The sequence below is a fragment of the Enterococcus silesiacus genome (genome assembly GCF_001886225.1).
GTDB lineage: Bacteria > Bacillota > Bacilli > Lactobacillales > Enterococcaceae > Enterococcus_L > Enterococcus_L silesiacus.
In genome coordinates this window covers 72267-93598 of sequence record NZ_JXLC01000002.1, presented here as the reverse complement: position 1 = coordinate 93598, position 21332 = coordinate 72267, and the positions used below count along the sequence as shown (strand labels likewise).

The 21332-nt window shown below is 35.8% G+C and carries 22 protein-coding genes and 1 riboswitch; of the genes, 1 reads left to right on the top strand and 21 read right to left on the bottom strand.

Annotated features, from left to right (window positions below; all coding sequences use genetic code 11):
• Positions 1 to 434 precede the first annotated feature (434 nt).
• The gene (locus RV15_RS18840) at positions 435 to 797 is read left to right on the top strand and encodes a hypothetical protein (protein ID WP_217265790.1); all 363 of its coding nucleotides are present in this window, start codon (positions 435 to 437) and stop codon (positions 795 to 797) included.
• Between the two features lie 339 nt (positions 798 to 1136).
• Here RV15_RS18840 and RV15_RS01610 read toward each other — a convergent pair whose 3' ends face one another.
• The 21 genes from RV15_RS01610 to RV15_RS01510 all read right to left on the bottom strand — a co-directional run bounded on the left by RV15_RS01610 (position 1137) and on the right by RV15_RS01510 (position 21281).
• A complete protein-coding gene (locus RV15_RS01610) occupies positions 1137 to 1556 on the bottom strand; it encodes a VOC family protein (protein WP_071876319.1) in 420 nt (139 codons plus the stop codon).
• 71 nt (positions 1557 to 1627) lie between these two features.
• On the bottom strand, positions 1628 to 2392 hold the full coding sequence (gene map / locus RV15_RS01605) for a type I methionyl aminopeptidase (protein WP_071876318.1): 765 nt from the start codon (positions 2390 to 2392) through the stop codon (positions 1628 to 1630).
• 399 nt (positions 2393 to 2791) lie between these two features.
• Positions 2792 to 3505, bottom strand: a complete 714-nt coding sequence (locus RV15_RS01600; RefSeq protein WP_071876317.1) for a YcjF family protein — start codon at positions 3503 to 3505, stop codon at positions 2792 to 2794.
• A gap of 298 nt (positions 3506 to 3803) precedes the next feature.
• Entirely contained in the window at positions 3804 to 5342 is a 1539-nt protein-coding gene (locus tag RV15_RS01595) for a hypothetical protein (protein ID WP_071876316.1), read from the bottom strand.
• A 262-nt stretch (positions 5343 to 5604) separates the two neighbouring features.
• Positions 5605 to 7038 (bottom strand): amino acid permease, encoded by a 1434-nt coding sequence (locus RV15_RS01590; protein WP_071876315.1) that lies wholly within the window; start codon positions 7036 to 7038, stop codon positions 5605 to 5607.
• A 280-nt stretch (positions 7039 to 7318) separates the two neighbouring features.
• Positions 7319 to 8980 (bottom strand): hypothetical protein, encoded by a 1662-nt coding sequence (locus RV15_RS01585; protein WP_071876314.1) that lies wholly within the window; start codon positions 8978 to 8980, stop codon positions 7319 to 7321.
• Between the two features lie 4 nt (positions 8981 to 8984).
• On the bottom strand, positions 8985 to 9716 hold the full coding sequence (locus RV15_RS01580; RefSeq protein WP_071876313.1) for an ABC transporter ATP-binding protein: 732 nt from the start codon (positions 9714 to 9716) through the stop codon (positions 8985 to 8987).
• A 183-nt stretch (positions 9717 to 9899) separates the two neighbouring features.
• Positions 9900 to 10712, bottom strand: a complete 813-nt coding sequence (locus RV15_RS01575; protein WP_071876312.1) for an ABC transporter permease — start codon at positions 10710 to 10712, stop codon at positions 9900 to 9902.
• A 1-nt stretch (position 10713) separates the two neighbouring features.
• Positions 10714 to 11628: an ABC transporter ATP-binding protein gene (locus RV15_RS01570; protein ID WP_071876311.1), complete on the bottom strand. Its 915-nt coding sequence runs from the start codon at positions 11626 to 11628 to the stop codon at positions 10714 to 10716.
• Positions 11629 to 11631: 3 nt separating this feature from the next.
• The gene (locus RV15_RS01565; RefSeq protein ID WP_071876310.1) at positions 11632 to 12363 is read right to left on the bottom strand and encodes a hypothetical protein; all 732 of its coding nucleotides are present in this window, start codon (positions 12361 to 12363) and stop codon (positions 11632 to 11634) included.
• Positions 12364 to 13065 (bottom strand): hypothetical protein, encoded by a 702-nt coding sequence (locus RV15_RS01560; RefSeq protein WP_071876309.1) that lies wholly within the window; start codon positions 13063 to 13065, stop codon positions 12364 to 12366. It abuts the gene before it with no gap.
• Positions 13062 to 13760: an ATP-binding cassette domain-containing protein gene (locus tag RV15_RS01555; protein ID WP_071876308.1), complete on the bottom strand. Its 699-nt coding sequence runs from the start codon at positions 13758 to 13760 to the stop codon at positions 13062 to 13064. Before RV15_RS01555 ends, RV15_RS01560 begins: the two co-directional genes overlap by 4 nt.
• Before the next feature lie 2 nt (positions 13761 to 13762).
• Positions 13763 to 14125, bottom strand: a complete 363-nt coding sequence (locus RV15_RS01550) for a GntR family transcriptional regulator (RefSeq protein ID WP_071876307.1) — start codon at positions 14123 to 14125, stop codon at positions 13763 to 13765.
• 139 nt (positions 14126 to 14264) lie between these two features.
• Positions 14265 to 15161 (bottom strand): TraB/GumN family protein, encoded by an 897-nt coding sequence (locus RV15_RS01545; RefSeq protein ID WP_071876306.1) that lies wholly within the window; start codon positions 15159 to 15161, stop codon positions 14265 to 14267.
• 10 nt (positions 15162 to 15171) lie between these two features.
• Positions 15172 to 15807 (bottom strand): thiamine phosphate synthase, encoded by a 636-nt coding sequence (thiE, locus tag RV15_RS01540; protein WP_071876305.1) that lies wholly within the window; start codon positions 15805 to 15807, stop codon positions 15172 to 15174.
• Positions 15794 to 16615, bottom strand: a complete 822-nt coding sequence (gene thiD / locus RV15_RS01535) for a bifunctional hydroxymethylpyrimidine kinase/phosphomethylpyrimidine kinase (RefSeq protein ID WP_071876304.1) — start codon at positions 16613 to 16615, stop codon at positions 15794 to 15796. Before thiD ends, thiE begins: the two co-directional genes overlap by 14 nt.
• Positions 16612 to 17421, bottom strand: a complete 810-nt coding sequence (gene thiM / locus RV15_RS01530; protein WP_071876303.1) for a hydroxyethylthiazole kinase — start codon at positions 17419 to 17421, stop codon at positions 16612 to 16614. The genes thiD and thiM overlap by 4 nt, the downstream gene beginning before the upstream one ends.
• The gene (gene tenA / locus RV15_RS01525) at positions 17408 to 18085 is read right to left on the bottom strand and encodes a thiaminase II (protein WP_071876302.1); all 678 of its coding nucleotides are present in this window, start codon (positions 18083 to 18085) and stop codon (positions 17408 to 17410) included. The genes thiM and tenA overlap by 14 nt, the downstream gene beginning before the upstream one ends.
• A 97-nt stretch (positions 18086 to 18182) precedes the next feature.
• Positions 18183 to 18282, bottom strand: a riboswitch (TPP riboswitch).
• Positions 18283 to 18331: 49 nt separating this feature from the next.
• The gene (locus RV15_RS01520) at positions 18332 to 19774 is read right to left on the bottom strand and encodes a catalase (protein WP_071876301.1); all 1443 of its coding nucleotides are present in this window, start codon (positions 19772 to 19774) and stop codon (positions 18332 to 18334) included.
• Positions 19775 to 19923: 149 nt separating this feature from the next.
• The gene (locus tag RV15_RS01515; protein WP_071876300.1) at positions 19924 to 20973 is read right to left on the bottom strand and encodes a lysylphosphatidylglycerol synthase transmembrane domain-containing protein; all 1050 of its coding nucleotides are present in this window, start codon (positions 20971 to 20973) and stop codon (positions 19924 to 19926) included.
• A gap of 29 nt (positions 20974 to 21002) precedes the next feature.
• A complete protein-coding gene (locus RV15_RS01510) occupies positions 21003 to 21281 on the bottom strand; it encodes a DUF1294 domain-containing protein (protein WP_071876299.1) in 279 nt (92 codons plus the stop codon).
• Positions 21282 to 21332 lie beyond the last annotated feature (51 nt).

Here is a 21332-nt window from a genome sequence, read left to right as displayed (position 1 = left end):
CCTCTCTTATGTGAAACCGTTTAAAGCGGTAGCAAATTTTTCGTTATTTTTAAGCATGTCCACAATCAATTACTCAAAACTTATGAACTGATATTAAACTATATAAAATCACTATTCTACATTGATTAGTATATCATACTTGAGTTTTTTTAATTCATTTTTTTCTGAGGAGTTTTGATATATCTTATCTCTGCATAATCAATATACTAGTGGCAAAGCAACAATACATCGAAATCCATAAGTACATAAAAAGCTAGCATACTTTCTACTCCTATAATTTGGATTGAAGTATCCCCTAGAAAAGTTAATTGTCACAATTGAATTATACTTTAAAACATCATACCGAAAACACGAGTGCTGTCGATGTGTTACAATTGACATCTCATTTAAGTTAATTTTTAAATTAATTACTTTAAAAGGAGCTGAATAAATTTTTGTTAGAGAAATTTTTTTACAGTATATCTATTGTTAGTAATATTACTTTTGCTTTCTTTTCTTTCTTCGTCTTTGGTCCAACTAGTTTATTTATCTTTTTTACCATGATTTTATATTATTATTCCTTGCACTCCTATAAAAAAATATTATTAGCTATTTCATCCGTCATGATTTTCCTTATCTCGATTCCTGCTTTATTTTTTGGTGGACTTATATATATGTTTAAATTTTCTCCATCTGACGGAACGTTTCTAATTGGAAATGCTATTCTTGGAGTAGCTTTAATAGTCTATTCAATTGGAAATCCTATCTTAACTATGTTTTTAAACATTAAAGCAGCAAAAAAACGATTTAAAATTTAGTATACACTTTCTAGTATATCAAAATGAGGCAGAGGCATAACTCAAGGAGTTACATCTCTGCCTCTTAAAATCTGAATAAACGATGGTAAAAAAACTCCTTCTTATTTCTCGGAGATAAACACTTTTGAGCAGCTCGATTGAACATGCTCTACAAAAATAAAACACCTAAAAACTGGAATCTTATTTTTATTATGGAAGATCAAACTAGCGTCATTATTAACACTTAATTTGATTTTCTCCAATAATAGCGGTTGCACTGCGAAGTTCATGATTTTCTACCTCAATCTTTTTTAGAGAATGGAGAAGCCTTCTTCCTCAAAGACTGTCTCGAAAAAACGTTTATATTCGTCCACTCATTGGATGGTCTTCATTAAACTGTACTAAATCCCATAAATTACCATAAAGATCTTTAAATACGGCTACAGTCCCATAATCAGCCACTTTAGGCTCTCTAACAAATTCGATTTTATTTGCAATCATATTAGTATAATCTCTATAAAAATCGTCCGTACCTAAAAATAGAAATACTCGGCCGCCTGCTTGGTTGCCAATAAAGTCACGTTGAATCGGTTTCGAAGCTTTTGCTAATAAAATAGTTGTTCCTTTTGAATTCGGAGGTGATACCACAACCCATCTTTTCTCTTGTACTGGTTGATATGTATCTTGTATCAAAGTAAAATTAAGGCTTTGAGTATAAAACGCGATTGCTTCATCATAATCATCTACTACTAATGCGATGTGAACTATAGATTGCTTCATATAAAGAACTCCTTTTTTGAGCTTAGCGCCTTTGAATTTTTCAGTTTGAGCCTAGGCTTTTGTTGAAACGATCAATACGTTCCTTCTTCTCCTTGTGAGGTTAAAATCACAGGGCCGTCTTTTGTAATCGCTAGGCTATGCTCATACTGACAACTTAAACTCCCGTCTTTTGTTTTAGCAGTCCAACCATTTGGCTCCATACCCATTCTCCATGAACCAGCGTTGACCATCGGCTCTATCGTTATCGTCATGCCTTCTTTTAATCGTAACCCCTTACCATTTTCTCCATAATGAGCAAAAAACGGTTCCTCGTGGATCGTAGGTCCAATTCCGTGAGCGATAAAATCACGCACAACACTATATCCTTGTGCCTCAACATAGCTTTGAATTGCGTGACCAATGTCCCCAACACGCTTGCCAATTTGCGCTTGCTCAATCCCCAAATATAAGGCTTTTTTAGTCACTTCCATTAATTTTTGTGTTTCCTCTGTTGTGTTTCCTACTGCATACGACCAGCAAGAATCTGAAATCGCCCCATTTAAATCAATGCACATATCAACTTTGATCAAATCACCATCTTGAAGCACTTTTTTTCTCGGGAACCCATGACAAATTTCATCATTAATACTGCAGCACGTTGCATATTCATACTCCTCAAACCCAATCTGAGCAGCAATTCCACCATGGCTCTCAATATAATCTCGAACAAAGACTTCAATATCCCAGCTAGTAATCCCTGGTTTAATAAACGTTCGTAGTTGTTTATGCACATCCGCAAGTAAAGCACCCGATTCAGCCATTTTCTCTATTTCTCTTTTTGATTTTAATGTAATCAACTATCTTCCTCTTTTCTTTGGATTATGCATGTTCTTTTCATTTATTCTTTACGTTCTACTTGATATCCATTCCACTATTTCTATTTATTTTGGCAATCCAAAGTAGCTAGACAAACTCGATAAAACGTTCATAATAAGCATCATATTGCTTCTTTCTAACATTAAAATATCCCACCAGCTAATCCACCAATGCCAATCAATAAATTTAAAACCAACAAAAGTAGTTTCATTTCCTGACCTCTTTCAGTTGATTCTAGATTGCAACGATTCGTGCTGCGTCCTCAGCTTGCCTTTACAAGCACATTTTTGATATATTTTTAAAGTATCACAGCAAGTTAAAAGAAAAACTTGTTGGGAAAAGCACGTTATTATTGACTACCTTTTATTCGAACCTATACTCTACTTCGATTTTTTATTGGAATTTTGTACTGCTTTAAACAATGTTTGAAATTGCCCCTTAAATGTCATCGTTTGTTCGAAGATATCTTCTCCATCGTTTAACATTTTTACAGTCACCCAACCTAGCGTTTCTGTAATTGTACTTGCAACTGTGGCGTTAATGGCAGCACCTGTAACAGTGCCTACAGCTGGAATTAGTTTGATTATATTTCCGACGGCACTTTTGCCCAAGCCTACAACAACAATTTCTTTGCCTAAACTTTTGCCCATACTTTCGGACCAGGATTGCCCAAAAATTTTATGTAAACGAGCCATCATCGTTAATTGAACTGGAACAAGTAAAAATGCATCCGAAAAAGGGATTGGTGAACAACCTATAATTGCAGCAGTCAAAGAAGCCGCATGAATCGTTTTATGACATTTTTTACGGGTATCCTCATCCACACCTTGTAAAAATTCATCAAAAATACTATCAAACTGATTTTTGCTTTTAGCTAGGATTTGTTCAGCACGTTCTTTCGATTTTCCATAACTATTCAGAATAATGGAAGAAGTTTTTTCAGGAAATTTTTTGATTACTTCTGAAAAAAAAGAATCAAATTCTTTTTCATCTGGAGTCACACTATTCTGCTCTTTTTTCGTGCTCTCTTTTGACGCTTTTTTTGAACTTCTCTTCTTTTCATCTGTCGTCTTTTTCTTAAAAATGTTCTTCATGCAATAACCTCCATTACGATTAATCTTATAGCTTGAGTAAAACTTACTTTATATTCTCTATCATACATTAGAAACATTATTTAACCAAAAGACATCACTTTTCACTTTATAGCAACTCAGTCGATAAATCAGCATAAAAAATAGGGTGTAATTCATTATTATCTATCAAAATCGATCTATGATATTTTGACATGTAGCTATGTAAGCTATTTAAAAAGAAGACAAAAAACAGACTAGATCAAAACTATACAGTTCCATCTAATCTGTTAAAAACGATTCACTTTCTCGATACTGCTAGCTATTTCTCAACCGGCATCAAACTTAGATTCTGCATATATTGATCCATTAAAATATATCCTTCTAAGCGACGGAGTAAATCCACCGAGCAGCGGACCTTTTTGCCAAACAATGAACGACTATATGCGATTTCCCGCATTTCCTGCAAAAAGTCATCAAGAGAAGAAACTAATCCACCACAACTAAGACGCCCGCAGATCAAAACATCTTCTTTTCGTTGTCTTAAAACTTGTCCCCAAGAATAATTTAAATATTCCGCTTGGCTAATTTGAGCGAGTAATTCAGAACGAAGAATACTTTTTTTCTGTGGATTGCTTTTCTTTGCTCCTAAACGCATCCGCTTGTTCATGAAACACAAATAGATTTCATCTTCCAAATTTTCCATCTCACTCTTAGAGAAATTAGGAATCTTCGTTGGTGCTTCAAGTAGTTTGCTTGCTTTTAGGTGTTTAGAAAAACGCGGCCAATTGCTTGGTGTTACTTTTTTTACTTTTCCTTTTTTCAATACTAATAACTTTAAGTCTAACGGTGTTCTTTCCAGACCTTCTTGTTCTGCTTGATCTTTCGTATCGGTTTCAACAGGTTGTTTCGCTTGCTCCATTTGTTTGCGTTTTAATTTGATTGAAGTACGTTCTTTTTTTACAGGAGCAACCTGATCTGCTTGTTCCTTACTTTTTGCTTCTTGCGTTTGGTAAGTTGTAGGTTCGTCTATGACTTGGAAATCTTCTTCCATTGGTTTTTCCGCCAATTCGGGCGCCGACTTTTTTTCCGCGACTTCCTCTACTTCTTCCTTTGGCTCTGTCACTTGCTCAACCGGAGTTGGTATTTCAATTGTTTCAATAGTTGATTCCCCAACTGACGCCACCTTCACATTGACAGATTCGTCTGGAGTAGCGATTTCCTCTTGTGCTTGGTTTTCTTCGATCACTAAAGGTTGCGCTCTTTTAAGATGAATCGTTTGAATGCTTCTAGAAATGATTGGATCACTTTTCGCTGCATACATTTCGATTTTCCCATGATTGATCGTGTCAGTTAAATCCGTAATCATTTTACGCAGACGAAAAATCTCATTTGAGGTTTCAAGCATTTGTTTCATCATTCCCTGTATTTCACCAGAGTTCAATGTCGGCTCACCTTTATAGACTAGAGAACGGTCTTGTTTTTCAAGCGAGATTTCTTCGAACCATTGTTTCAGATTCATTCGCAGCTCTCTTCTGGTCGGCTCAAAACTTCCCATAAATAATGTATAATACATGGTCTCAGTTTCAACATACATATAAATCTTTTTAACTACTAGTTCTTCAAACTCTTCTGTTGCATCCCAGCTATCACAGATTGCGTCAAAAAAAGCTTCGCCTTCAGCTAAATTTTGATAATCTTTTGCTAGAGTTAACTTTCTAACTAAATAAAATGAATAAGGCGTATCTACATTATCAGCATAGACTTCACGGCCTAAATAATCGGGATCTACCTCTTTACAAAGATAAGTTGATCGTTCTTCTTTTTCTGATTGGCGTTGTCGCTTACTAATCGTTCTCACTTCCTCAATTTTTTTCCTTTATAAATCGTATCATTTTTTTAGAAAAAAGAACAGACTTCCCTTTCATTATACCGATAAAAACGGAAAAATGTTCTCATTTTTTTATAAATATGTGAAATTAAAAGAAAAACAATGGTTTTTATCTTGTTATAAAGAATATAAAGCAGGATTATTTGAATTAAAATTCATTCCATCATTTATCGAGATAAAAGAAAAGAGAGAGAAACACACGATTGCATGTTTCTCTCTACTATAGAGTTATTTAAGCTTTCTTTTTATCACGACGAGCAAGGGCTGGTAAAATCATTCCCAATAAAATCAACACAATCGGCGTGATGACATTCGACGCTAATTGGAAGAACCAAGCCTTGGGATCAGTATTAAAATCGATTTTTGGTACCATCCCTAAAATACAAGCAAATGCTGTAAACAAGAAGCACCATAAACCAAAGGCGAAAGCAATTTTTGGATTTTTAATAAACTTGTACTCTGACGTATAATTTTTATACGCTTTATTCAACATCATATAAGCAAAGAATACCCATAGATAACGCATTGGCATCACAACAGAATTTAAGTTAGTCAACCATTTGACTAATTCTTTGATATTATCGATACCAAACATTGGCAACACAATAATAATGCTAACCAAAATACCTGTTAATAGGTAGCCATTGACCAAAGTTCCTTTTTTACTTCTCTTGCGTAACGCTGCGGGCACGTAATCAGGATCTGCATCAGCTAAAAGAATTTGTAGTGGCGCATCTATTGAAAACGCTAGCGCTGAAATTTGTCCAATACCATTTGTGATGGCATAAATAATCATTAATAAATTCCCAACACCATAATACTCACCTAACAATTGGAAAGCTGTATAGGCACCATTAGCCATTAAATCTTCCGGAATATTATTACTTGCAAAAAGCATACCCATCGCAAATGAACCTAGTACCGCAGAAACTCCAACCATTGCAGCTAAGAAAATCATGCCTTTGGGAAATTCTTTTGCTGGGTTTCTCATTGAGTTTACGTATGGTGAAATTTTCTCAGCTCCACCAACGGCAAATACCAGCATGGAGACGGTCGTAAAGTAACTAAAATCAAATTTAGGTATGTACGTACTGATCTTATCCATGTGTGGTGTAGCAAATTCAACTGTTGAATTCATCATTGGTGCACCAACGGCTAATAAAATGAACAGCATAGACATTACAAAAATCGCTGTTCCTGCCATTCCTCCAATAACTTTTAAAGTCATCAAGCCTTTTGTCGATAGCAATAAGAATACTAGAAAAATAGCTAACGAAATCAATGTGATTCCAACCACAGAGAAATTATTTACAATGTCCCCGTTCCCTTGGATCGCCCAACCGAAAGCAATCAGAACTAATTGAGGCTTTTGAGCTAGATACGGGATGTGTACAACCCAATACGTCCACGCTGCATAATAAGCCAAGCGTTTCGTACTAGTATTTTGTACCCACGAACTAACGCCTCCGCTACTGTCTTTAAACGTTGAACCAAGTTGTCCTACGATCAATGCATAGGGAATAAAGTATAAGACCAAAATCAAAACCCAAGATGTCACAACAGAAATCCCTTGTTGCGCATAGTTATTCACGACATTACCTAAGCCCCAAACCATGTTGAAAGCGATCAGACCAACAGTAAACCATCGCAATTGCTTTTGTTCCATCAAAACACTCCTAATCATAATTAAGTATAAAATATCTTTTTAATCATAATCATTTTTATACATTTAAACAAGCTTTGTTCTGCATAATTATTGATTTTATCAGCAATTTATTAGATTAATCAGAAAACACTTATTTTTTCTAATAATCTAGTTTGATCATTCTGTTCACAAAACCTAAAAAAGTTGAAAAACACTATCATTATAGCGTTCTCAACTTTTTTATTTTAGTATTAATTTAAAAAGATACTTTCTAATTTTCACCGTTATTTAGTTTGATCCCCTATGTTTTGATACGAAATGTTTTTGGTGCTTTTTTATAGATAACAATGAAACCTACCAACACATAAACTAGACAACACAAGACAACGATTGTCACATAAAAATACCCTACTGAATGTAATTGGATATTCATATAAGAAATCCAGTAAAATACTCCTGAAATAATTTTATATAATGGACTCACAACTTCCATATCTCCTGTAAATGGCTGAATAATATAATAAACAAACAACTCATGAAAAGAAAATAGAAACGATAAAGCAATCAAAAGGAGCAATAACATACCAAAAAATTGCCAACTTAAAAAGAAATCATTCATCACTTGGAGAAGCATATAACCAATAAAAATCCCAGCAGAAACAATGCTATTGTAATAAAACGTTTGCTTAAAACGATAATTAAATCCCGCAAGAATCGTACTTGCTTCTCGATAAAAAGGATAGTACAGCATCGAAACATCACAATTGACAAAAACCATCTGTACTACTTTTTTCCCAAAGCTTGCCATATACATAACAAAAAATAAGTTAGGAAACGTCTTGACCAACTCTCCATTATCCGCTTTGTTAAAGAAACCAAATAAACTTGCAAGAATAATCAATACCCACGCTGTAACAATGAAATAAAAGCGAAACAACAATGCTTTATTCAAAATTGAGCGATATCGACTAAACAGTAAAGAATTTAAGTATTGACTGCCTGATAACTTCCGGGACACTTGATCTGAGGTAACCACTAATTTTTTTTGCATAGTCAAACCTTCTGCTAGATATTGATTCTGTTCCTGAGCGCTATCATTTAAGGTCTCCAAATTCAGACTGGTATGCTCTATCCAATAAAGTAAAAAATCGTTCTCTCGTTTAAACGTCAACAATAACCGCAAAATACCTATTAACAAAACAAACAACAAGACAATTCCCCACCAAGATAAAAGGATGGTCATTATCGGCTGAACTATTCTGAAGTACTCAATCAAACCACCAATAACAATTAGTGATAGACCAACGATTGCTCCAAATATTTTTCGCTTTACAGCCGAAAACTTCCAAATATAAACAATTCGACCCAATAAAGAGAAAAAGTAATTTCCTGCCAAGTAGCTGAAAAAAATAAAGAAAACAACTGACAGTTCTTGACCAAATAAACGACCAAAAACTAGTGCTGCTGGAAGGTAGGCAATTCCTTGATAGCCTACATCCAACAACATATCTCCTCTAACAACAACTGTTCTTGATAATAGAAATTCCTCATAAAAATCAATCGTCTTCTTATCAGGTATCATCGCAAATCGATTATAAAATCCTAAAAAAAGAACATTCAATACGAACCAGAGAAAAAGCCCATTTGCCAAAACACTCGGTTTGAATGCAATAAGTAATGCCACTACGTTTTCCTGCATCACAACACTCTCAATCAGTGCTGCTATACCAGTATACATAGCTAGCCAGATAAATTTATTAAAAGCACTAAACAGTAGACTTAATATAAAAGCGATAGTAGCAATAGCTTGTTTTACTGGATAGTACCTATAAAGAGCTATTGGAATTTTTTTACCAATCAAAGGTAGCTTTTTTAAATAGTAAATCAAGCCATTGACCTTTTTAGCAACACTAGTTAATTTAAAATAACTATAATTTCGGAGATACGTAAAAAATACCATCATCTTTTTACTCCTCCATGCTCTGAGTAGCCAATTCGTTATCATCTGATAACAGCTGAACTACTTCTTTTTCAAAATCTATGTCATGTATGCGCGCAGGATCAACAGCTACTAGTTTCTTGTGATGAAGCAATACAACTTCATCACACAAATCTTGAGCCAACTGTAAAATATGTGTAGAAAAAATCACGATTGAATCGCTTTTAGTTTTTAAAATTATTTCCTTCATCTCGTGCGCTGCAACAACATCAAAAGAAGTTAATGGTTCATCAAGCAGTAAAACAGGTGGTTGAACGATCAAAGAAACCAACATCTGCACCTTGTTTTGCATCCCGTGAGAATAATCTTTGAGTAAACGATCTTGATCGTCCAGCTCAATACCAACAGAAGTCAAATAAGATTGTGGTGATTTAGGCTCTTTAATTCGGTCTTTATTAATATCAATAAAAAATTTTACAAATTCTACCGCTGTCATAAATGCTGGTAAATGTGGCGTCGTATAAACGAAACCGATTTCCGTATTTTCATAATCTGCTTCTGTTTGACCATTTTTTTCAATGCTGATCATGCCATTATCAAGAGTTAGATTTTTTGAAATACAATTAAACAGCGTAGTTTTCCCCGCACCATTTCTACCCAGTAATCCATAAATTTTTCCCTTTTCAAACGTAAAACTCGCATGGTCAATAACTTGCTTTCCTTCAAAACTCTTACTTACATTTTCTAATACTAGCTTCATCCTTCAGCTCTCCCTACCAATTCTTCCAGCCCCTAAACCTACCCATAATTATTAAATCACAACCAACGACACTAAAGAAGATCTTACCTTTATCAAGCTTTGAATCCACCGACTAGGACATTTGTGTACAAGTATTTAGCAATATTGGCGCCGTTGATTCACTCTCCTTTATTTACCTAGATATCAACTTAATGATACATCTCGCTTTTTAAATAACTGCTGCATCAACAAATAAATAATCAAACTATAGATCAAAATACCACTAGCCATTTGCCAAAAATTCAAGTAGCCTGGATAATTATTAACCGCTTCAGTATTTTCCATAACCGTATTTTTAATATTCAGCATATTAAACGGATTCCATTTTAACCATTGATACTTTTGAATCACAACATTCAAAAATGAATTAATAATACTGCTACCAAACAAAACGCCTAACCCAACACCTACCGCTAAACTTTGTGAACGAATCGCAGCGGAAATAAACAACGTGATTGTGACGTACAAAAGAATCAGCAGTAAATTCGCCCCGGCATACGCAGCTGCAACAGTCAATGCATTCCAGCCATGATAACCTTTAACAAGTGCAAAAGGCGATTGGCTAGTAAGTAAGAGATTTGCCGAAATCAAACTGCTCAGATACAAAATGACGGTTCCAATCACACTATAAATCAAGCATACAACAAACTTTGAGAATAAAATCTGGCTTCTCGTAAAGGGACGAATCAATAAAAATTTAATTGTCCCACGGCTAAACTCTTCTGCAACGATAGATGCTGCAACAATCACAATAAACAAATTAAGAAATGAAGTCATTTCAGTCAAACTTGCAAATAGATCATTGGCTTTCATCATCGCTTCACCATTTTGAGAAGATGTTGTTGATTTGACTAATAAAGTGATGCCAAAGGTCATGACGATTAGTATGATCCACATAATCCAAGAGGATTTTTTCTTGATTAACTTAACCCATTCATTTTTTATCAATACACCCATCTTATAATCCCCCATCTTCTGTCCAGCGCAGGAAGTTTTCCTCTAAAGAATCGACGTGTACTTTTAACTCTTTGATGCCGATCCCTGCCTCAACTAATTGTTTGACTAAAACTGTTCTGATATCCTCAGTCAGCTCGATCTTTACATATTTTCCTTCTACAGCTGCACTATATTGTTGTTCAGTTAAAAACGTTAACGTCTCTTGCTGCTGATCTGTTTCCAGTAATAAAATCAATTTATTGTCTTCTTCTGGATTATTCATTGGGCCAACATAAGTGATTTCCCCTTTTTGAACAATCACCAAATCATCACATAATAATTCCATATCACTCAACTGATGACTCGAAATCAAGACTCCCACACCTTGTTTCTTCAATGATTCAATCATCTCGCGAAATTCCCGCATGCCTTTTGGATCTAGGCCATTCATCGGCTCATCTAAAAGTAACAAGTCCGGTTGGTGTAAAATTGCTTGTGCTACACCTAGTCGTTGACGCATTCCTAAAGAGTAGGTTTTGACCTTTTGATCGATGTTATTTTCTAGATGCACACTATGGATCACCTGGTCTAAAGCTTCATCCGTGATTATTTTTTGCGACATCCTTGCATATTGCTTTAGATTTTCCATTCCCGTCATATAATTATAAAATTCTGAATTTTCAACAATTGCGCCTACATGAGCCAGCGCTTCTTTAAAATTAGTTGCTAGCGATTGTCCATTGATTTGAATCGATCCTCCATCATGACTCATCAATCCGACTAACATCCGAATGATCGTGGTTTTACCAGCACCGTTAGGACCTAACAAACCAGTAACGCTCCCACTTTCAACTGTAAACGATGCTTCCTTGATGATCTTTTTCTTACCGACACGTTTTGAAATGTCTTTTACTTCTAAGACCTGTGTATTTTCCATACTTTACCTTCTTTCTGCCTCAATGTAATGCTTCAAAATAAAAATACTGACTATCGCACTGATCACAAGGAAAAATCCATCAAAAATCAAATCTTCTAGATACAACGAAACATATCCTACTGCGATTTTAAACTGATGGCTATCAATAAATGAGATCTTTCGATAACTATTTAATAATTGCTCACTGACCATTACTTCTGCCGCAAACAAAAGGAAAAAAAGCAGATACTTTGATACTCGCTGCAATTTGGCTGGTGCTTTCATGCTGATCAAACTACTTAATAAATACACTAACTGAACATAAATCGAGAGTGACAAGAAAAAGTAACTAGCCACTAAAAGATGCTTCCAGTACTCTTGAAAATTTGCCATATCTACTTGCTTGTCCAACAAAAAAACAAAACCGAATAGACATAAATAGTAGCTAAATAAAAAAATCGTGGTCGTAATCCAGCTAAACAAGATATTGCTGAAGTAAAATTTCGCTTCACTGATCGGCAGCAACCGATATTGACTATTTTTCCAGGCGCCAATTTGTCGATACATCTCCCAGATAAAATGAACAAACAAGAAGAACAATACTACGATTAAAACAAATTGAGAAATCCCCTCAAAATGGATATGCTGAATGCCTAATTTGTAAATAATAAATCCACTAACAAATAAAAATGCAAAGTTGCTAGACATCCAGAATGAGCGGCTCTCTTTCTGAAATTCATTCCACAGTTGCCACATTTATTGATCCCCCGCTTCCACATATCGATTGATCATCCAGATACTTAGACTAAAATAAAAGCAGGCTGTCACTAATTGTAGAATTACTCTAAAGTAGAGTTCTTGCTTTAAACCAAGTGTATTCATCTCTAGCCATTTTATGATGCCCAAATCAAAAACGGATAAATGCTCCATCAACATCGTAAAAATAATGAATAAAATAATTTCCAAAATCCAGCGGAATTTTTTTTGAATAAACTGCTTAATAGCAGAATAGATACAAACTAGAAATTGTATGATTAAAAACAACACTACTATATCAACAATTGCAGCTATCCCTTCGATCCAAGTTCCGTTTAAAGAAAACGGGATATTAAGTATCAGATAATTCATAATTATCCCGATAATCACATTTCCTATAAAAAAACTAACACCTACGATTGTGCTGAACACCAAGTTATAGAAATAAAGAGTTCTCGTACTAACAGGCAATAAGCGAAAATCCGTTGTCCGAAAAAATTGATAGATACGATTCGTTTCCAATACAAAGAAAAGCACGAAAAAAAGCATGATCGAAAAGGCTAAAAAGACAATGCTAAATTCGACAGAATGTTGATTTACATTATAAACATTCACAAGACCCAATAAAAAAGTCAACAGTAGACTCGCACTATAAACAAGAAAAAGTGTTTTTGAAAAAAATAGACGGAAGAACTTGGTCATATTTCATACACCTCCCGATACAAATCTTCTAAGTCCTTATGTTTTACTTCTTTGATTGTCTCTAAAGACTCATGAAGGATGATCTGTCCATCACGCAAAAACATCACTTCGTCAATAATCGTTTCGATTTCTCTCAGTTGATGCGTAGTGATAATGATTGTACTCTCTTCATCAAACCACTGGAGCAAGGATTGAATGATTTTTTCTCTTGATAGCAAATCCACTCCACTTAACGGCTCATCTAACAAATACAATTTTGCTCTTCTAGCCAGGGTCATACTTAAAGCAAACTTTTCAGCATTTCCTTTTGATAAATTCCCTAATTTTTCTGACTCGCTCAAGTTCATGAAACGTAACAATTCATAGGCTCTGCGCTTATCAAAATCTGCATAAAAGCGAGCATAAAATGAAATAACGTCTTCTAATTGTTGATTCGCTTTAAAATTATTTTGATCTTCTAAATAAGCCACAAAAGACTTTGTTTTGGTCCCAACGACACAATCATCGATTAAAATCTGCCCTTTAAAATTCAAAGCTAACCCGGAAAGTAAACGCATGATCGTAGTTTTTCCAGAACCATTCTCGCCGATCAACGCAATGATTTTCCCCGACGAAACAGAAAAATTCAAACGGCTAAAAATTTGTTTCATTCCTTTGCGGTAACTCAATTGCTCAATCTTAACTAATTCCTTCATCGTTATTGCTCCCTTTCAATATACTCTCCCAGTAAATCTTTCGCTTGTTCTTGTGTCCATCCAAAATTTTTCATTTCAGCTAAAAAATTTTCGATGACTTTTCCAACTGCTTGTGTTTGCAGTTGGTTGATTGTTTCAGTATCTTCTGTGACAAAGCGCCCCAATCCACGTTTAGAAAATAAAATATCTTCACGTTCTAATTCTTGTAAAGCACGTTGAACGGTATTTGGATTTGTGGCTAATTCGACCGCCATTTCTCTTACAGCTTTAATTTTATCCCCAGGTTCAAGCTTTCCAGAAACAATTTGCTGAATGATAAAGTCCATAATCTGTAAATAAATCGGCCGATCTGTATGGAAATCCATGGCTTTACCTCCAATTGATTTTCACCTTCACTAGTGTTCTAGTTCAATAGTACACTAGTTTTTAAAAAAGTGCAAAGACTTTTTAAGCAAAGTGAAAGCACGAACAAGATCACCCCACATGATTTTGCTCGTGCTTTTTTTATTCTATTTTATTAACTGTATACTCTTCGTTTTCTAGTAATGCAATCAAACCAGTCTTCCCGTATAGATGCCCTGCACCTACAATGATAAAGGTTTGCTTTTGATTTGGCAGTTTTTCTTTCAGCTTTTGTAGCCAATTTAAATTCCGTTTCTCTAAAATAATTTCTTTGAATCCTTCGTATTGATTCGCTTGAAAGACGGTATCAAAGTTTTCCTCCAGTTCACCTGAAATATACATAGTTAAAAGCTTTTCATTTTCTGTTATAGCATCTGATAATTCTGGTATATCTTCAATCCAGCTCGACTTTTTTGTTACATCCATTGTCGCTTCATTCATCAATTGATATTGTTCGGCAACTGTTTCAAATCCAGTATTTTTTATTTTACTTTTGCTCACTTCATTTCCGACGTTTATATTGACCCCTTGTAAAAAATCATTGGTCGTCACATATTGTCCTTGTAACATCGATAATAAGCCAAAATAATTCAAGTCTTTTACATCTTCCAATTTAAAATTATAAGAAGCTAATTTTTGGCTTAATCGTTCCTTTTCATCTACTGTTAAATCCGTCATAATATGTGGTTTTTTAGCCATTGCCTTTTGTGATAAAGCAGCTGTCGTCGGTGAATCAAATGAAGCAAAGGTGACTTCTGAAACTACTTCTGACGAGCTATGGATTGCTTCTATAATTTCATCTGGAAAGGGATACATTTCTTTTTTTCCAAAATGAATAGTACCTAATAAATACCCCACAGTTTGATTGTCCGAACGGATTTCATAAAAAGGCCAATCCACCTGCTCTTTTTGTTTCACTTGCTGTTTTTGATTCCCACATCCTGAAAAAATAAATAGAACGAAACTTAATAGACTAACCACTCTTACCCAATTTTTCATGTTCTCTCTCCTATGGTTGCGTTAATTTCCCAACTGCTTTTGAAATATCTTTTGCTAATGTAATGGCCGAGATCACTGATATACCATCCACCTGTGTCCCTATGACGCTTTGAACGTTTTCACTATTGATACCGCCTATTGCGACAACTGGTTTACATGCTTTTCCCTTCAATTCTGTCAGTTTTTTCAAACCAATCGGCTCCTCGGCATCTGCTTTTGATAGCGTACCAAAAACTGGACCAATGCCATAATAAGTGATGCCTGCCAATTCATTTGCTGTCAGAACCTCACGTTCGTCATGACAAGATAAACCAACAATTTTATTTGAAAAGAGTGCCAAAACCGTTTTGATTTCCTGATCTTTTTGCCCTACATGAACACCATCCGCATCAATTTCTAAAGCCAGAGCAATATCATCATTGATCAAGAAAGGAACCTGATATTGTTTGCATAGTTGCTGGCAAATTTTCGCCATCTTCTTTTTGGCATCAGGGTGTTCCAAACTGCCTTTGCCTTTTTCCCGATATTGAAAGCAGGTAATTCCGGCCCGCAAAGCTGACTCCAACACATCTGGTAAATAACCTGATTCGATATCTTGGGTTCCTGCAATAAAATAAATTGAAAGCATTTCTTTAGTATTCTTCATGTCTTTCGACCTTTCTGTATGCCCAATGATTCGTTGGTCCATTTCCAAAACCCACTTGAATTCCATCAGCTATCGCTGCTTGGATGAACTCTTTTGAAGTATGAACTGCCGATCTGACATCAACTCCTTTTGCCAGCTCGGCTGTAATGCAGGCTGAAAAGGTACAGCCTGTACCATGAGTGTTTTTAGTAGGGATTCTATCTGCCGCTAACCAATCTAGCTGGCCATCTTCCAGTAATAATAAGTCTGTTGATTGTGTCCCTTCAAGGTGATGTCCACCTTTTACAACAACGTTTTTGGCACCTAACACTTGAATCTTTTTCGCAGCTGTCAGCATCTCATCTTTTGTTGTAATCGTCATATTACTCATCACTTCTGCTTCAGGAATATTCGGTGTAATGACAAACGCTTGCGGTAGCAGTTCTTCAATCAGCGACCTGACAGCAGAATCTTTTAACAACGCATGTCCACTTTTAGCAATCATCACAGGATCAACAACCAAAGGACCAAAATCCGCTGCTTTTAAAAATTCTGATACTAAGTGCGTAATTTCAGCGGTAAAAAGCATGCCTGTCTTTACGGCAGAAATCTTGAAATCTTCTCTGACAACAACTAACTGATCTTGAATCGCATCCAAAGGAATATCATAAACCTTTTTAACGCCTTGTGTGTTTTGGATCGGTAAAGCGGTCAAGACAGATGTCCCGAATACTAAGCGTTCTTGAAAGGTTTTTAAATCCGCCTGCATTCCTGCGCCACCGCCACTGTCAAATCCCGCTATTGTTAATGCTTGGATGGTTTCATTCATTTCTTATTACTCCTTTCAACAGTTGCTTTTTGCTGAACCAATAAACTATCTAGACAAGACAATTGATCTAGTAAGTAGGTTCTAAATGAGCCCACAGAAACCTGCGTTAACTGCTCTGCTACTAACTCACCAGCCAAAGCGTACATCACACTAGCTGTAACAACACTTTCTAGCGACCGCTCTTTATCAACGGCTAAGAAAGCACCACAGATGCAGCCATGCAGACAACCGGCTCCAGTCATTTTAGTGAAATAAGGAGTGCCATTTTTCACAAGATAACTTTTTCTGCCATCTGTGATTGTATCAGTTGCTCCGCTGACAGCGATAAAGCAGTTCAGTTTTAGCGCTAGATTTTCAGCGATCTTTGTTACATCACCAGATCCAGTTCCTGCATCTACGCCTTTAGCTGACCAATCACTGCCTTCAATTGCTGCGATTTCACCAGCATTCCCGCGAATCAACGTCGGATGAACGTGGCTCAATAATTTTTCAACAGCTTGTTTACGATAACTTGTTGCTCCTGCACCGACTGGATCTAAAACGACTGGTTTTCCTAGTTCATTCGCTTTTTTACCAGCTAAGATCATCGCTGTTAGTTGTTCATCATTTAAAGTCCCCATATTCAAAACGACAACATCTGCAATCAAGGCTACTTCTTCCATTTCTGCAATTGTACTAGACATAAAAGGGGATGCTCCAATTGCCAACAACCCATTCGCAGAGTCATTTGCTACAACGATATTCGTAATATTATGCACAAGTGGATTTTTTAAGCGCAGCTCATCGATCAACTCATAGTTCATCATGTTTTAGCCCCCATTGTTGTTTTGTATAAGCCATTTCCCAAAAATTTAATTCTTCATAGCTACTTATAATAAAGGCTTGCTGCATAAGGGCACGTTCGTCAGGCGATACTTGTTCTGCTAAATAATCAGTCAATTTCCTTTGCCGAATTACAGCTGCTCGGTATACTTCACTGTCGTATGTTTCGATCCAGCGTTGATATAGTGGATCAGGCGAACCGCTTTCAATTAGTTCTTCCCCAATTTCTTGATACAACCAATAACATGGTAATAATGCCGCAGCCGTTCTAGCAAGGCTTTTTGATTCAAGCTCTCGATACATATGTGATGTATAATGATACGCAGTAGGCGCGATTGGTGTCTGACTGATTTCTTTTTCTGTCACATCCAGCTCTTTGAAAAATGTATTTCTCACTGAAATTTCTGCCGCTTCTAAACTTTTGACTCCTTCTAAAAAACAGGCTCTGACCTCTTGATCCATTGCCAGATCTGCCGCTCGTAAGTGGATTTTACTGAATTGTTCCAGATAGTAACGATCTTGAAGCAAATAAAAACGAAAAATTTCAGGTTTTAATGTTCCTGCCTTTAACTCTGAGATAAATGGATGTTCCTTACTTTCCCGCCAAATTGCTTCAGCAGATATTCTTATTTCTTCTGTAAAAGTCATGCAATTCCTCCTCGATTTTTTTGAGAAGAAGCTTAAAAACAGAAAAAAACTCTATAAAATGACAAAGAACCATTTCATAGAGTCGAGTCGTCGTATTCTATTTCTTAGACTACTTCCCTACGCGAGTCTCAACTCACAGGTTCAAAGGGTCCGTTCAAACGAACGTCTCAGTCAAAATGACTCCCCTAGTACTTGTCTAAAGTATAGCATATTATTCTGGTACTGGCTGTTAATAATTGGGTTTTATTACTGAATTTCTTCAAGCGGAATGTTTAAGGCGTCTGCTACTCTGGCACCATAGTCTTGATCTGCTTGATAGAATTGTTTGATTTCTAAAATCTGTATTTCCCGATTATCCACTTGACCCAGGTTATTTTTGATTGTTTGAACTAAACGTTCTTTTTCATCTTCTGGAAGCAAACGGTAAAGATCGCCCGCTTGTGAATAATGATCTGTTCCATATTCATAAGTACCCACTTGACCTTGTACATCAAATGGTGTAATCGCGGCAGTTTCATCTTGGACTGGTCCACCTTGACTATTAGGTTCATAGTTAACAGATCCACCTGGATTATTTGCTTGCATGAAACCATCTCGCTCATAATTATTAACTTTATTGAGTGATTTATTAACAGGTAATTGATCGTAATTAGCACCTAAGCGATAGCGTGCTGCATCTTTATAAGCAAATAATCTTCCTTGTAATAATTTGTCTGGTGATACTTCAATTCCTAGCACCAAGTTCGCGGGTGAAAATGAAATTTCTTCGACATCCGTAAAATAATTTTGCGGATTCTCATTCAATGTCATTTTACCGACTTCAATCAAGGGATAATCTTTTTGTGAAACGACTTTCGTTACATCAAATAAGTCATATTTGTAGTTCAAGCCTTCTTCATAAGGAATGATCTGTACACAAAGAGTCCATGAAGGATAATCCCCTACTTCAATTGCTTGAAATAATTCATCCATCAAATAGTCCGTATTTTCAGATGCAAGCTGTGCAGCAACTTCATCTGTGAGATTTTTTACCCCTTGATTTGTTCTGAAGTGATATTTCACCCAAAAAACTTCTCCATGATCATTGACCCACTTAAAGGTGTGGCTGCCATAGCCATGCATCGTACGATAGCTAGCTGGAATCCCACGATCAGCCATCAAAATCGTTACTTGGTGCAGTGATTCTGGCGAATGAGACCAAAAATCCCATTGCATGTATGGATCACGCAAATGAGTTTTTGGATCACGTTTTTGAGAATGAATAAAATCAGGAAACTTTAAGGCATCATTCACAAAAAAGACTGGTGTATTATTGCCGACAATATCATAATTTCCTTCTTCAGTATAAAATTTAACTGCAAAACCTCTAACGTCACGATAGGTATCGATATAACCTGATTCACCAGCAACCTGAGAAAAACGGATTCCTACCCTAGTTTTCTTGCCAACGCCATTAAAAAGTCCAGCTTTCGTATATTTGCTCATATCATTAGTCAGTTCAAATTCACCAAAAGCACCAGCACCTTTTGCATGAACAACTCGTTCAGGAATTCTTTCACGGTTGAAATGAGCCAACTTTTCCAATAGATGAATATCTTGAATCAAGACTGGTCCTCTTTTTCCAGCTGTTTGCGAGTGTTGATTGTTAGCGACAGGTTGCCCTTCACTTGTAGTTATTTTTTCAGTCATATTTTCACCTTCCTATATATATTCTTTACATTTCAATAGTAACTCTAATCAAAAAAATGTACAACTAAAAGAGAGCACCGCGAAAACTTTGGCTGTTTTCGTGTTGCTCTCTTTATATTTTCTAACTTTTAGTATAGATAGACCGAACTTCATTGCTCGTCAAAATGTTCTTTTTTCTCTTCCTTAACGGCATGAAGGCCTACTTTTATCTCTCGTCTTTTTTGAATCAAGACATAAACAAAGCCAATCAAAAATGGTAAAACAAAACTACCAAACCGGTATAATAGCAAAGATGACACTGCATCTACAGTTCCTACCAACGGTTTAAATAATAATAAATAAACAAATTCAAAAGGACCGATTCCTGCCGGAGTTGGAAAAACACCTGACAAGATAACTGAAAAGCTAGTAAAAGAAAGGACTAAAAGAAAATCGATATTCGGATGGTTCTCAACCAATACAACATACGGAATCACGTACCAGAACAGTAACTTAGCTACGTTCCAGCCAAAAATCCGAAGCATCGCTGAACGGTCTTTTGTAATCGTCTGAACCGTTTCTCTCAGTGAATAGATTTGCAAATTACATTTATCTACCCAATCTCGTAATCTTTTACGCTTAAAATGTTTATTTGTCCATTTGATCAAAAAAACTTGAAGGTTGAGACTACTAGACAAAACCAGTAGCGAAAAAATAATCACAAAGGTCAACCCGACTCCTACTAAAATAAAGGGAATCATTTTTGGCGCACGTTCATAAAATAAAGAAAATTGGAAAATTAGCCCCAAAACGGATAAAAAGATAACCGCAACTTTATACATGATCATGTGTAAAGCCGTCACGCCTACGCCTTGAGAAACAGCCAGTCCTTTTTTCTTATAGAAATAAATCTCAGAAAGCAGTGTTCCTGTTCCAAACGAGATTACACGATAAAAAGCGACATAACAAGAGGTGAAAAAACCATCTTTTGTTGTAAAATCTTTCTGAAAATAAGAGGCAATCTCTTTAATAGAACGTCCTTCTACAATCTGATAGACAACGCCCAACAAGATGACCAACGCCACAACAACCCAACTTGTTTTCATTAATTGTGCAAAGATATCGCTAAGTGAATTATCCATCACATAGATGATCACTCCGATAAAAATTGCCAGCAAACCGATATTCAGAAAAATCTTTGTTTTAGAATTGCTTTTCATAGTTTCTCCCCACTATAGTGTATTCACGATTATCTTTTATAACTAACATAAATAATTGCAATAGTCACAAGTGTACCAAAAATAAAAGCAAAATAAAAGCGTAACTTTCTTGTCTTATGATGAAAAATTTGCTGTGCCAGCAAACCGCCAATTCCACCACCGATCAATCCGATAAATAGAAGATCAAATTCTGGTACTCGCCACTTTTTCCTTATCGCTCTTTGTTTATCAAGATACATCGCAAAAAATTCAACCATATTTACAATAAGCAAATAGGCCCATGGTAAATGTTTCAACAAACCTGTCATTCTTCTTCCTCCCAAAATCATTCTCCTATAATAGAATACCTTGAAAGGCCA

Excerpts from the sequence above, each read along its gene's own strand:
- thiE (WP_071876305.1), bottom strand. The coding sequence starts at position 15,807 with ATGAAGAATACTAAAGAAATGCTTTCAATTTATTTTATTGCAGGAACC.
- RV15_RS01600 (WP_071876317.1), bottom strand. The coding sequence starts at position 3,505 with ATGAAGAACATTTTTAAGAAAAAGACGACAGATGAAAAGAAGAGAAGT.
- RV15_RS01520 (WP_071876301.1), bottom strand. The coding sequence starts at position 19,774 with ATGACTGAAAAAATAACTACAAGTGAAGGGCAACCTGTCGCTAACAAT.
- RV15_RS01560 (WP_071876309.1), bottom strand. The coding sequence starts at position 13,065 with ATGACCAAGTTCTTCCGTCTATTTTTTTCAAAAACACTTTTTCTTGTT.
- thiM (WP_071876303.1), bottom strand. The coding sequence starts at position 17,421 with ATGATGAACTATGAGTTGATCGATGAGCTGCGCTTAAAAAATCCACTT.
- RV15_RS01550 (WP_071876307.1), bottom strand. The coding sequence starts at position 14,125 with ATGGATTTCCATACAGATCGGCCGATTTATTTACAGATTATGGACTTT.
- RV15_RS01510 (WP_071876299.1), bottom strand. The coding sequence starts at position 21,281 with ATGACAGGTTTGTTGAAACATTTACCATGGGCCTATTTGCTTATTGTA.
- RV15_RS01575 (WP_071876312.1), bottom strand. The coding sequence starts at position 10,712 with ATGGGTGTATTGATAAAAAATGAATGGGTTAAGTTAATCAAGAAAAAA.
- RV15_RS01565 (WP_071876310.1), bottom strand. The coding sequence starts at position 12,363 with ATGTGGCAACTGTGGAATGAATTTCAGAAAGAGAGCCGCTCATTCTGG.
- RV15_RS01545 (WP_071876306.1), bottom strand. The coding sequence starts at position 15,161 with ATGAAAAATTGGGTAAGAGTGGTTAGTCTATTAAGTTTCGTTCTATTT.
- tenA (WP_071876302.1), bottom strand. The coding sequence starts at position 18,085 with ATGACTTTTACAGAAGAAATAAGAATATCTGCTGAAGCAATTTGGCGG.
- thiD (WP_071876304.1), bottom strand. The coding sequence starts at position 16,615 with ATGAATGAAACCATCCAAGCATTAACAATAGCGGGATTTGACAGTGGC.
- RV15_RS01590 (WP_071876315.1), bottom strand. The coding sequence starts at position 7,038 with ATGGAACAAAAGCAATTGCGATGGTTTACTGTTGGTCTGATCGCTTTC.
- RV15_RS01610 (WP_071876319.1), bottom strand. The coding sequence starts at position 1,556 with ATGAAGCAATCTATAGTTCACATCGCATTAGTAGTAGATGATTATGAT.
- RV15_RS01580 (WP_071876313.1), bottom strand. The coding sequence starts at position 9,716 with ATGAAGCTAGTATTAGAAAATGTAAGTAAGAGTTTTGAAGGAAAGCAA.
- RV15_RS01555 (WP_071876308.1), bottom strand. The coding sequence starts at position 13,760 with ATGAAGGAATTAGTTAAGATTGAGCAATTGAGTTACCGCAAAGGAATG.
- RV15_RS01570 (WP_071876311.1), bottom strand. The coding sequence starts at position 11,628 with ATGGAAAATACACAGGTCTTAGAAGTAAAAGACATTTCAAAACGTGTC.
- RV15_RS01515 (WP_071876300.1), bottom strand. The coding sequence starts at position 20,973 with ATGAAAAGCAATTCTAAAACAAAGATTTTTCTGAATATCGGTTTGCTG.
- RV15_RS01585 (WP_071876314.1), bottom strand. The coding sequence starts at position 8,980 with ATGATGGTATTTTTTACGTATCTCCGAAATTATAGTTATTTTAAATTA.